Here is a 10,214-nt window from a genome sequence, read left to right as displayed (position 1 = left end):
TCCGCTATGAGGGGCCATGGCCAAATCAACGCCCGACATTTCCGTGGTCGTCCCCGTTTTCGACGAGGAAGGCGCGGCGCCGGATCTCGCACGCGAGATCGCCGCCGCCTTCGCCGGCCGTGACTATGAGATGATCTTCGTCGACGACAAGAGCCGCGACGGCACCCGCGCGGCGCTGAGCGCGCTGAAGGCCGAGATCCCGCAGCTCCGCGTGCTGAGCCACACGAGCAATTCCGGGCAGAGCCGCTCGATCCGCACGGGCATCCTGGCCGCGCGCGGCGATGTGATCGTCACTTTGGACGGCGATGGGCAGAACGATCCGGCCGACGGCCCGGGTCTGGTCGATGCGCTCAACGCCGGGCCGGCCGATCTGGTCCTGGTCGGCGGTGAGCGGGTCAAGCGCCAAGACAGCGCCGCCAAGAAGTTCGCTTCGCGGTTCGGCAACGGCGTGCGCAAGAAGCTGCTGAAGGACACCGCCAACGACACCGGCTGCGGACTGAAGGCGTTCCGGCGCGAGGCGTTCCTGCGGCTGCCGTACTTCGATCACATCCATCGCTATCTGCCGGCGCTGATGCTGCGCGAGGGCTACCAGGTCTCGTTCCGGCCGGTGAACCATCGGCACCGCCAGACTGGCCAGTCGAAGTACACGAACCTCGGCCGACTCTGGGCCTCGTTGTCCGACCTGTTCGGCGTGATGTGGCTGCAGTCGCGCTCGCGGCTGCCCGGCCGCGTGGAAGAGCTCTGAGGGCCGAGCGCTTGTCGCGTTTGGAGAAGCAGCGGAAGCTCCTGCTCGATCCCGAAGGGGGAGGGGTTTCGATGTTCGCCGCCGTGCCGCTGCTGGCCCTGCCCGTGCTCGCCTACAACATCGTCGTGCTGACCCTGGCGGGAGGCTTCGCCTCGCAGGAAGCGACCATCCGCATGACCGAGCCGCTGTTTACGATCGCCATGAATTCGGCGGCGGAGTGGCCGGTGACGCTGGGCGACCTGCTGTTGCTGGCCGGCCTGATCGTGCTGTTCATCGAGCTCTTGAAGTCGACGACCAGCCGGCGGACGGCGATCGTCAATCACGCGCTCTCGATGCTGCTGTTCGTCGGCTGCCTAGTGGAGTTTCTGCTGGCGCCGGCCTTTGCGACCTCGGCCTTCTTCCTGCTGACCGTGATGGTGCTGCTGGACGTGCTGGCCGGGTTCATCGTCACCATCGTCTCGGCGCGCCGCGACGTCGACTTCGGCCAGGGCGACTATTAGGCCTCAGGTCAGGGCGGAGAAGATCAGGGTGACGACGGCCAGATCGAAGAAGCGGGTGGCGATGGCGAGCATGGGAGTCCCGTCGGCGTTGGATTCACTCCTGGTTAAGCAAGACCGGCGCCAAGCCGGGCGCGGCTGATGGCCCTGTTCTTCGATCGTCAGTGGTTCGAGGAAAAGCTGGCTGAGCGCGGGCTAAACCAGCGTGTTCTCGCCGCCGCCGCCGGCATGAGCGAGGTCGAGATCGTTCTGGCTTTCAAGGACCAGCGGGAACTTTCCGCCGAGGAGGTAGGCATTTTCGCCGACCTGCTGGGCGTGCCGGCAACCGAGATCGCCGACCGGGCGGGAATCTCGACGCCCGTGCCGGGGCAGGGCGACCTGACCGGCCGCCTGCTGGCTCTGGAAAAGAAGGTGGCGGCGCTGGAGGCCGAGATCGCCCGGCTGAAGGGGAAGGGGCGCTAGACCTCGGTCTTGGCGGTGCGGCCCTTGGGCGTGCGCCGGTCGGCGGCGCCCGAATATTCGATCTTGTTGTAGAGGCTGCGGGCGCTGTCGAGCGTCTCCTTGCCGCCGCGCAGACCGCGCTTCTGTCCGTCCTGGCCGAGCATGTGTGCAGCAAAGGCCGCTTCCGGTCGCGCAGCTACGCCCGAGGGCGCGGGCGGCGGCGGCGGCTCGTAGACCGCCGGCACGCTGCGGTCCGTCGATTCGCCCCGCGCGGCGTTGTCGGAGCGCTTGACGCGCCGCGCCGCGTTCGGCCTGCGGATGGGATCGATGGGCGAAGTCATGCCGGGAGCCTAGCCGAGCGAGGTTAAGCTAGCGTTTGGCGAGCTTTTCGATCTGCGCCTGCATCTCGGCCATCTGCTTCTTGAGGGCGTCGAGGGTCTCGTCAGCGGCCGGCGGGGCGGCTGCGGCGGGTTTCGCGGCCGGCGTCGGTTCGTCCTGCGGGCGGGTGTAGGCGAAGGGCGAGAACATCTTCATCGCCCGGTCGAACATGGCCAGGTTCTGGCGGATCTGATCCTCGTAGGCGCCGCCCAGGCCCGAGCCCTGGCCGATGCTGGCGAACTGGGAGCGCATGCGCTCCTGTTGCTCGGCGAAGGTCGCCAGCGACAGCTCCAGATAGCTGGGCAGGAACGCCTGCATCGAGTTGCCATAGAACCCGATCAGCTGGCGCAGGAACTGGATGGGCAGCAGGTTCTGCCCCTCGCGGCTCTCTTCCTCGAAGATGATCTGGGTCAGGACCGTGCGGGTGATGTCCTCGTTGGTCTTGGCGTCATAGACGACGAAGTCCACACCCTGCTTCACCATGTCGGACAGGTGTTCGAGCGTGACGTACGAGGACGAGGCGGTGTTGTAGAGCCGCCGGTTGGCGTACTTCTTGATGACGACGCGGCCGTCGTCGGATCCCTGGGTGTCAGCCATCCCACAGTCCTTCATCTGCCCGCCCCCGGCGGCGGATTCTCATTCTTGCACCGCAGTATCGCGGATGCGAGCGCGTTCCGAAAGTGACCGCCCCGATTAGGCGAGTCGGTTTGCGCCCTTGCCCAAGCTCCGCCCTTTATCGATAGATGAAAACCTCAAATGAGCTGAGGAGCCCTCCCATGAGCGACGTCGTCATCGTCTCGGCCGTCCGCACCCCCGTCGGATCGTTCAATGGGGCGCTGTCCAGCCTCCCCGCCCATGAGCTCGGCAAGGTGGCGATCACCGCCGCGGTCGAGCGCGCCGGCATCGCTTCGTCCGACGTCGGCGAGGTGATCATGGGCCAGGTGCTGCAGGCCGGCGCCGGCCAGGGCCCGGCGCGCCAGGCGGCGGTTAACGCCGGCATCCCGGTGGAAAGCCCGGCTTGGAGCCTCAACCAACTCTGCGGATCGGGCCTGCGCGCCGTCGCATTAGGCGCCCAGCAGATCGCCGACGGCTCGGCCGCGATCGTCATCGCCGGCGGCCAGGAAAGCATGAGCCAGGCGCCGCACGCCCAGCAGCTGCGTTCGGGCCAGAAGATGGGCGACCTGGCCCTGGTCGACACCATGATCAAGGACGGCCTCTGGGACGCCTTCCACGGCTACCACATGGGCCAGACGGCCGAGAACATCGCCGCCCGCTGGCAGATCACCCGCGAGGAGCAGGACAAGTTCGCGGTCGCCAGCCAAAACAAGGCCGAGGCCGCCCAGAAGGCCGGCAAGTTCGCCGATGAGATCGCCCCGGTGACGATCAAGGGCCGCAAGGGCGACACCGTCGTCGATCAGGACGAGTACATCCGCCACGGCGCGACGCTGGAAAGCGTCGCGGGCCTGCGCCCGGCGTTCGCCAAGGACGGCTCGGTCACCGCCGCCAACGCTTCAGGCCTCAATGACGGCGCCGCGGCGCTGGTGCTGATGAGCGCCGACGAAGCCGCCAAGCGCGGTCTGAAGCCTCTGGCCCGCATCGCGTCGTGGGCCAACGCCGGGGTCGAGCCGGAGATCATGGGCACCGGTCCGATCCCGGCCAGCCGCAAGGCGCTGGAGAAGGCCGGCTGGGCTGTCGGCGACCTGGACCTCGTCGAATCGAACGAGGCCTTCGCGGCCCAGTCTATCTGCGTGGTGCGCGACCTTGGTCTCGATCCCGCCAAGGTGAACGTCAATGGCGGCGCGATCGCCATCGGTCACCCGATCGGCGCCTCGGGCGCCCGCATTCTCACCACCCTTGTGCACGAAATGAAACGTTCGGGCGCCAAGAAGGGACTGGCGACGCTTTGCGTCGGTGGCGGCATGGGCGTTGCCATGTGCGTGGAGTCAGTCTGACGTTCCTGGAGCGCCGGACCAACCGGCGCCCGGTTGTTTAAGCGAGGGAGGCGAGCCCGATGGGCAGAGTTGCGTTCGTGACGGGGGGAACCCGGGGGATCGGCCGGGCGATCGTGGAGCGGCTGAAGAGCGACGGGTTCGAGGTCGCCGCCGGCTACTCCGGCAATGAGGCGGCGGCGCAGGCCTGCGCGTCCGAGCTGGGCGTGATGGTCGTGAAGGGGAACGTCGGGAGCTTCGAGGACTGCGGTCGTGCGGTCGAACTGGTCACCGCCGAGCTGGGGCCGATCGAGGTGCTGGTGAACAACGCCGGCATCACCCGCGACGGGGTGTTCCACAAGATGACCGCCGAGCAGTGGTCCGAGGTCATCCGGGTCAACATGGACTCGGTCTTCAACATGACCCGTCACGTGATCGAGGGCATGCGCGACCGCGGTTGGGGTCGGGTGATCAACATCTCGTCGATCAACGGCCAGAAGGGCCAGATGGGCCAGACCAACTACTCGGCCGCCAAGGCTGGGGTGATCGGCTTCACCAAGGCGCTGGCGCTCGAAAACGCGCGCAAGGGCGTGACGGTGAACTGCATCGCGCCTGGCTACATCGACACCGAGATGGTGCAGGCGGTGCCGGAAAACGTGCTCGCCTCGATCATCGGCCAGATTCCGGTCGGACGCCTCGGCAAGGGCGAAGAGATCGCCGATATGGTTGCGTTCCTGGCCGGCGAGCATGCCGGCTATGTCACCGGGTCGACATTGTCGCTGAACGGTGGCCAGTACATGGCCGGCTAAGCTTGGCGCGCGTCCAAAAAGCGCCCCAGTCAAAGGGCATCTGCCTAGCTCGATGGTGAGCGAAAGACCGGCGTCAGCGTATCTAGGGCTTATCGCCGCGGCGTTCGCCGCGGTGATGAACCTTGGCTGGGCGGCGGTCGCCCAGGCTGAACCGCAGACCCTGCGTGAGGGCCTGTTCGGCGACCGTCCAGGCCCCGGCCGCCAGGCCAGCCCGCCGATCGCCCGCTATGTCAGCGAGGACGGCGACGCCTTCGTCCTCGATCGCAGCCAGCCGCGCGTCTACATGAAGTTCGAAGCCAGCCCTGAAATCTGGGCGCTGCGGCCGCATCCGGCCCCACGCGGCGACGTGATCTACAAAAACGATCTGGGCGAGCCGATGTTGCGCGCCACTCGGCTCGGCGGCCTGACCCTGTTCACTGCTGATCGGCCGGGCGGATCGCCGGCGGCCTTGGCCGGCGCCGGCGGCGCCTTGCGGCTGGCGCCGCTCAGCCCGCAGGCCCTGCTTGAGAAACTGGCCCAGGCCAGCGCCCGCGCGACCCGCGCGGCGCGCCGTCTGATTCCCTTCGAGGCCGACGCTTCGCCGGCGTCGTCCGCGGTGGTCGCCGACGCCGCGGCGGTGACGGCCGAGGCTGTCGTGCGCATTGCTCGCCGTCCCGACGGCCGCAGCCTGCTGTCGCGGGTCAAGAAGGTGAAGCTGGTCGAAGGGCGGCGGCCCTCGGCGATCCTCTACGGCGAAGAGATGCGGATCACCGTCACGCCGGCCGACGGTCTCTATGGACGCCCGTCTTCAGACCGCATCATGCAGGCGGCTGGCGGCCGCTAGGGCCAGACGTGCAAAGGCCCGCCACCAGGGCGGGCCCTTCTCGCGCGGCGCCTCGGGGGCTAGCGCTGCGCAAGTTCCTGGGGCTTCCCGCCCAGGGCCTGGCGCACGGCCAGCTTGTCTTGAATCTCGGCGCGGGCGCCCTTCAGGCAGGCTTGGTGGGCGGCCAGGGTGATCCGTCCGACTGACGCCGTACTGCAGTAGTCGGCGGCGGCCTTCGATACCCGGTGCTCCAGCGTGCGCGCGTGGTGAGCCGACCCGACGTCGATGTCCGAAACCTTCACGGCGGCCGGCGCGGCCTGGGCGCCGCTGGCCAGGGCCAGGATGGGGACCGCCGCGAGGGCGAGGGTGGCGACGCCGGCCAGGGTGGCGCTGAACTTGGTCATCCGAATTCTCCCAATTCGTGGCGCCTGTGTAGGCCGCCGATGGGTATTGGATATTCCAATGCCTTCCGAATAGTCGCGTTAAACCGGAGTAATGACGAAGGTTTAAGAATGTTACTGAATGTACATGTATCATTACTTGAAGTTTATGCTTTCCGTTGGCGGCTCAGGCCGCTCCGTCCGGGCCCTGTCAGATTTACTCCGCTTGCGGCGTGGCCATACCAGCCCTTAGGATTCCGGAAGAAACAGGGAGGGCGGCTTTCATGGCCTTCAAGCTCAACGTGAATGGCAAGGTCCTGTCGGCGGACGTCGATGGCGACACCCCGCTGCTCTGGGTGCTCCGCGACACCCTCGGCATACTGGGCCCCAAGTACGGCTGCGGCGTCGCGCAGTGCGGCGCGTGCACGGTGCACATCGACGGTGCGCCGATGCGGTCCTGCGCAATTCCGGTCGAAGGTCTCGGCCAGTCGAAGATCGTCACCATTGAAGGCGTCGGCGCGAGCGCCGTCGGCAAGAAAGTGCAGGCCGCCTGGAGCGAGCTCGACGTCGCCCAATGCGGCTACTGCCAAGCCGGCCAGATCATGTCGGCGACGGCGCTGCTGGCTGAGAAGCCCAAGCCCACCGACACGGACATTGATGAGGCGATGGCCGGCAACCTCTGCCGCTGCGCGACCTACACGCGCATCCGCGCGGCCATCAAGCTGGCCTCGGGCCAGAAGACGGAGGCCTGACCATGGCGGACGGATCTCAACTCCTTTCGGCCAATCGCCGTGACGTCCTGGCGGGCGCGGGCCTGGTGTTGTCCTTCACGGTGGCCGGCAAAGCCGGCGCGGCCGAGGCGGGCGGCGCAGGGGGCAAGCTCAACGCCTATGTCCGGGTCGCCCCCGACAACAGCGTGACCATCGTCTCGAAGAACCCGGAAGTCGGGCAGGGCATCAAGACGATGCTGCCGATGCTGATCGCCGAGGAACTCGACGTCGATTGGGCTCAAGTTCGGACCGAGCAGGCGATGAACGACTTCGCCACCTACGGCCGACAGTTCGCTGGCGGCAGCATGGCCACGCCGCTGCACTGGGACGAACTGCGCCGGGTCGGCGCGGCGGCGCGGATGATGCTGATGGCGGCCGCGGCTCAGGGCTGGGGCGTTCCGGCGACCGAGTGCACGACCGCGAGCGGCGTCGTCCATCATGCCGGCTCCAAGCGCAAGGCCACCTACGGCTCATTGGCGACCAAGGCGGCGCAGATCACGGTGCCGGACTTGAAGACCGTGCCGGTCAAGGATCCCAAAGACTACAAGATCATCGGCCAGCCGCTGCGTCAGGTCGACACCGACGCCATCGTCACCGGCAAGCCGCTGTTCGGCATCGACGTCGTCGTGCCGGGAATGCTCTACGCGACCTATGAGAAGGCGCCGGTGTTCGGCGCCAGGGTCGCCGGCGCGGACCTTGCCGCCGCCAAGGGCGTCAAGGGCGTGCGCGACGCCTTCGTGGTCGAGGGCGGGACGGTGCTCGACGGGCTGCTGCCCGGCGTGGCGGTGGTGGCCGACAGCTGGTGGGCGGCGCGCAAGGGGCGCGATCAACTGAACACCCGCTGGGCCGAGCATCCGACGTCGGCGCAATCGTCGGCGGGCTTCGCCGCCAAGGCGGTCGAGCTGTCGAAAGCGGCGCCGGGCAAGACCGAGCGCAACGACGGCGACGTCGATGCGGCGCTGAAGGGCGCATCCAAGACGGTGGAAGCGGCTTACGCCTATCCGTTCATCTCGCACGCCAATCTCGAGCCGCAGAACTGCACGGCGCACTTCAAGGACGGCAAGATCGAGATCTGGGCTCCGACCCAGAACCCGGAGCCGGGCCGCCAACTGGTCGCCAAGACCCTGGGGATCGCGCCGGAAGCGGTCTCCATCCACATGATCCGCGGCGGCGGCGGCTTCGGTCGGCGGCTGATGAACGACTACATGGTCGAGGCGGCGTGGATATCCAAGCAGGTCGGCGCGCCGGTCAAGCTGCTCTGGACGCGTGAAGACGACATGCGCCACGACTTTTACCGTCCAGCCGGCTGGCACTTCCTCAAGGGCGGTGTGAACGCGGCCGGCGACGTCGTCGGCTGGCACGACCACTTCGTCACCCTGGGCGAGAACGGGACGGCCGCGCGCAGCGCCGGCATGTCGCCGACCGAGTTCCCGGCGCGCTTCGTGTCGAACTACCGCTACGACCTGTCGATGATGCCCTGCGGGGTGCCGACCGGCCCGCTGCGCGCGCCCGGTTCGAACGCCATCGCCTTCGTCGTGCAGTCGTTCATCGACGAGCTGGCCCATGCGGCGGGCGCCGATCCGGTGGCCTTCCGCCTGAAGCTGCTCGGCGACAAGCCGATGGTCGGCGAGGCGCCGTCCGGCTATGCGGCCGGCCGCATGGCCGCGGTGGTCAAGCTGGCCGCCGAGAAGTCGGGCTGGGGCCGGTCGATGCCGAAGGGCTCCGGCCTGGGGATCGCCTTCCACTACAGCCACCTGGGCTACTTCGCCGAGGTGGCCGAGGTGGCGGTCGCTCCGGACGGGGCGATCAAGGTGGTGAAGGTCTGGGTGGCCGCCGACGTCGGCCGCCAGATCATCAATCCGTTCGGCGCCCTGAACCAGATCGAGGGCTCGGTGCTCGACGGTCTGTCGGGGGCGCTGCATCAGAACATCACCATCGAGAACGGCGCCGCAGTCGAAAGCAACTTCACGGACTACGGGCTGATGCGCATCAACGAGGCGCCGCCGATCGAGACGCACTTCATCAAGTCGGACAACTCGCCGACCGGACTGGGCGAGCCGGCCCTGCCGCCGATTGTCCCTGCGTTGTGCAACGCGATCTTCGCCGCCACCGGAAAGCGCATTCGTCAGCTTCCGATCGATACAGCCATGCTCAAGAGTGGCTAAGCGCGCTCAGGTCGGTCATCATGTGTTCGGGAGGACGCGGCGGGGCTGATCTGTCGTCGTCTAGATAACAAGAACGCATCGATGACGACGACGACGGTCCGTGTACCGACCAAGCGCTTTGAGCAGCGCAAGAGCGCTATTGTGGGATCGGCCGTGGAGGTGCTCAACCGCCGCGGCGTACGGGGCATGACGCTGGCCGACGTGGCCGCGCGGCTCGATCTCGTGCCCACAGGCGTGATCTACTACTTCAAGAACAAGGAAGACCTGGCTGCAGCCTGCTTCCTGCGGGGCATCGACCGTTACAACGGTCTGATCGCCCAGGCCGAGGGCGGCGAGGACGTTCGCGCGCGGGTGAGGCTGTTCCTCGACGCCTACTTCGCCTATCGCGCCCAGATGCTGGCGGGAGAGGCCGAACCGCTGACCGTCTTCAACGACGTGCGGGCGCTCAACAGCGCGCCGGTCAACACCGCCTATGTCGACATGTTCCGGCGTATCCGCACGCTGCTCTCGGGACCCGAGACCCGCGCGGTGTCTCGGCCGGCGCTGGGCGCCCGCGCCCTGCTGCTGATCTCGGAAGTGTTCTGGGCGCCCGTCTGGCTGCATCGCAACGACGCCGAAGACTTCGGCCGGGTGTCCAAGCGGGTCTGGGCGATCACGGTCGACGGGCTCGCGGCACCGGGCGCGGACTGGAATCCTGTGGCGCTTCCGACCCTGATCCCGAAGGGCTCCGAAGCATCCAGCGAGCTCTTCCTGCGGGCGGCGACCCAGTTGATCAACGAGGAGGGCTACGTCGGCGCCTCGGTCGAGAAGATCAGCGCCCGGCTCAACGTCACCAAGGGCGCCTTCTATCACCACCACGAGACCAAGGACGAACTGGTGGTCGCCTGCTTCGAACGGACCTTCGACGTCATGCGGCGGGCCATTCGTCAGGCCGAAGAGGTGTCGACCACCGGGCTGCAGACCCTGGCGACCATCGCCACCGCCCTGGTCGAATACCAGCTCAACGGCAACGCTCCGCTGCTGCGCGCCTCGGCCCTGACCTCGGCGCCGGAAGCCATCCAGCCGCAGTTGGTCGCGCGCTTCGACCGCCTGTCGGATCGCTTCGCCTCGCTGATCTCGGATGGGATCGCCGACGGGTCGGTGCGGCCGGTGGACGTCAATGTCGGCGCCCAGATGCTGACGGCGATGATCAACGCCGCGGCCGAGCTGCACCACTGGACGCCCGGCGTCACGCCGCAGGCCGCCGCCGCGCTCTATGTGCGGCCCTTCTTCGAAGGACTGGCGCCCAAGGCGTAGACG

The 10,214-nt window shown here is 67.6% G+C and carries 12 protein-coding genes; 9 read left to right on the top strand and 3 right to left on the bottom strand.

Annotation, left to right across the window (positions count from 1 at the left end; genetic code table 11):
- Nucleotides 1-16 precede the first annotated feature (16 nt).
- From ACSQ2H_RS19295 to ACSQ2H_RS19285, 3 genes are all read left to right on the top strand, one after another.
- On the top strand, nt 17-745 hold the full coding sequence (locus tag ACSQ2H_RS19295; protein ID WP_436062988.1) for a glycosyltransferase family 2 protein: 729 nt from the start codon (nt 17-19) through the stop codon (nt 743-745).
- A 71-nt stretch (nt 746-816) separates the two neighbouring features.
- Complete coding sequence (locus ACSQ2H_RS19290; protein ID WP_436062987.1) at nt 817-1,245, top strand: hypothetical protein; 429 nt, start codon at nt 817-819, stop codon at nt 1,243-1,245.
- Nucleotides 1,246-1,383: 138 nt separating this feature from the next.
- A complete protein-coding gene (locus tag ACSQ2H_RS19285; protein ID WP_436062986.1) occupies nt 1,384-1,704 on the top strand; it encodes a helix-turn-helix domain-containing protein in 321 nt (106 codons plus the stop codon).
- Here the strand turns inward: ACSQ2H_RS19285 and ACSQ2H_RS19280 are convergent.
- Both ACSQ2H_RS19280 and phaR read right to left on the bottom strand, forming a co-directional pair.
- A complete protein-coding gene (locus ACSQ2H_RS19280; protein ID WP_436062985.1) occupies nt 1,701-2,024 on the bottom strand; it encodes a hypothetical protein in 324 nt (107 codons plus the stop codon). The two genes, ACSQ2H_RS19285 and ACSQ2H_RS19280, sit on opposite strands and share 4 nt — an antisense overlap.
- 28 nt (nt 2,025-2,052) lie before the next feature.
- Nucleotides 2,053-2,658 carry a polyhydroxyalkanoate synthesis repressor PhaR gene (gene phaR / locus ACSQ2H_RS19275; protein WP_436062984.1) on the bottom strand — a complete coding sequence of 202 codons (606 nt, stop codon included), beginning with the start codon at nt 2,656-2,658 and terminating at the stop codon, nt 2,053-2,055.
- Between the two features lie 179 nt (nt 2,659-2,837).
- Between phaR and ACSQ2H_RS19270 the strand changes: the two genes are divergently transcribed.
- The 3 genes from ACSQ2H_RS19270 to ACSQ2H_RS19260 all read left to right on the top strand — a co-directional run bounded on the left by ACSQ2H_RS19270 (nt 2,838) and on the right by ACSQ2H_RS19260 (nt 5,621).
- Nucleotides 2,838-4,013, top strand: a complete 1,176-nt coding sequence (locus tag ACSQ2H_RS19270; protein ID WP_436062983.1) for an acetyl-CoA C-acetyltransferase — start codon at nt 2,838-2,840, stop codon at nt 4,011-4,013.
- 59 nt (nt 4,014-4,072) lie between these two features.
- A complete protein-coding gene (locus ACSQ2H_RS19265) occupies nt 4,073-4,798 on the top strand; it encodes a beta-ketoacyl-ACP reductase (protein ID WP_436062982.1) in 726 nt (241 codons plus the stop codon).
- A 115-nt stretch (nt 4,799-4,913) separates the two neighbouring features.
- The gene (locus ACSQ2H_RS19260; RefSeq protein WP_436062981.1) at nt 4,914-5,621 is read left to right on the top strand and encodes a DUF4908 domain-containing protein; all 708 of its coding nucleotides are present in this window, start codon (nt 4,914-4,916) and stop codon (nt 5,619-5,621) included.
- A 59-nt stretch (nt 5,622-5,680) separates the two neighbouring features.
- Here the strand turns inward: ACSQ2H_RS19260 and ACSQ2H_RS19255 are convergent, their stop codons facing one another.
- Complete coding sequence (locus ACSQ2H_RS19255; protein ID WP_436062980.1) at nt 5,681-6,004, bottom strand: UrcA family protein; 324 nt, start codon at nt 6,002-6,004, stop codon at nt 5,681-5,683.
- 260 nt (nt 6,005-6,264) lie between these two features.
- On the opposite strand from ACSQ2H_RS19255, the gene ACSQ2H_RS19250 reads away from it, so the two are divergent.
- The 3 genes from ACSQ2H_RS19250 (at nt 6,265) to ACSQ2H_RS19240 (ending at nt 10,211) form a co-directional block, all read left to right on the top strand.
- A complete protein-coding gene (locus tag ACSQ2H_RS19250) occupies nt 6,265-6,732 on the top strand; it encodes a (2Fe-2S)-binding protein (RefSeq protein ID WP_436062979.1) in 468 nt (155 codons plus the stop codon).
- A 2-nt stretch (nt 6,733-6,734) separates the two neighbouring features.
- A complete protein-coding gene (locus tag ACSQ2H_RS19245; protein WP_436062978.1) occupies nt 6,735-8,915 on the top strand; it encodes a molybdopterin cofactor-binding domain-containing protein in 2,181 nt (726 codons plus the stop codon).
- 81 nt (nt 8,916-8,996) lie between these two features.
- Nucleotides 8,997-10,211 (top strand): TetR/AcrR family transcriptional regulator, encoded by a 1,215-nt coding sequence (locus ACSQ2H_RS19240; RefSeq protein ID WP_436062977.1) that lies wholly within the window; start codon nt 8,997-8,999, stop codon nt 10,209-10,211.
- The last annotated feature ends 3 nt before the right edge of the window (nt 10,212-10,214 follow it).

The organism is Phenylobacterium sp. LjRoot97, assembly GCF_964254345.1.
In the GTDB taxonomy this organism is placed as follows: Bacteria; Pseudomonadota; Alphaproteobacteria; order Caulobacterales; family Caulobacteraceae; genus Phenylobacterium.
This window is presented reverse-complemented; position numbering and strand designations above follow the sequence as displayed.

Coding starts and splice junctions, on each gene's coding strand:
- ACSQ2H_RS19250 (WP_436062979.1), top strand. CDS start 6,265: ATGGCCTTCAAGCTCAACGTGAATGGCAAGGTCCTGTCGGCGGACGTC.
- ACSQ2H_RS19295 (WP_436062988.1), top strand. CDS start 17: ATGGCCAAATCAACGCCCGACATTTCCGTGGTCGTCCCCGTTTTCGAC.
- phaR (WP_436062984.1), bottom strand. CDS start 2,658: ATGGCTGACACCCAGGGATCCGACGACGGCCGCGTCGTCATCAAGAAG.
- ACSQ2H_RS19290 (WP_436062987.1), top strand. CDS start 817: ATGTTCGCCGCCGTGCCGCTGCTGGCCCTGCCCGTGCTCGCCTACAAC.
- ACSQ2H_RS19245 (WP_436062978.1), top strand. CDS start 6,735: ATGGCGGACGGATCTCAACTCCTTTCGGCCAATCGCCGTGACGTCCTG.
- ACSQ2H_RS19255 (WP_436062980.1), bottom strand. CDS start 6,004: ATGACCAAGTTCAGCGCCACCCTGGCCGGCGTCGCCACCCTCGCCCTC.
- ACSQ2H_RS19240 (WP_436062977.1), top strand. CDS start 8,997: ATGACGACGACGACGGTCCGTGTACCGACCAAGCGCTTTGAGCAGCGC.
- ACSQ2H_RS19265 (WP_436062982.1), top strand. CDS start 4,073: ATGGGCAGAGTTGCGTTCGTGACGGGGGGAACCCGGGGGATCGGCCGG.
- ACSQ2H_RS19285 (WP_436062986.1), top strand. CDS start 1,384: ATGGCCCTGTTCTTCGATCGTCAGTGGTTCGAGGAAAAGCTGGCTGAG.
- ACSQ2H_RS19270 (WP_436062983.1), top strand. CDS start 2,838: ATGAGCGACGTCGTCATCGTCTCGGCCGTCCGCACCCCCGTCGGATCG.
- ACSQ2H_RS19260 (WP_436062981.1), top strand. CDS start 4,914: ATGAACCTTGGCTGGGCGGCGGTCGCCCAGGCTGAACCGCAGACCCTG.
- ACSQ2H_RS19280 (WP_436062985.1), bottom strand. CDS start 2,024: ATGACTTCGCCCATCGATCCCATCCGCAGGCCGAACGCGGCGCGGCGC.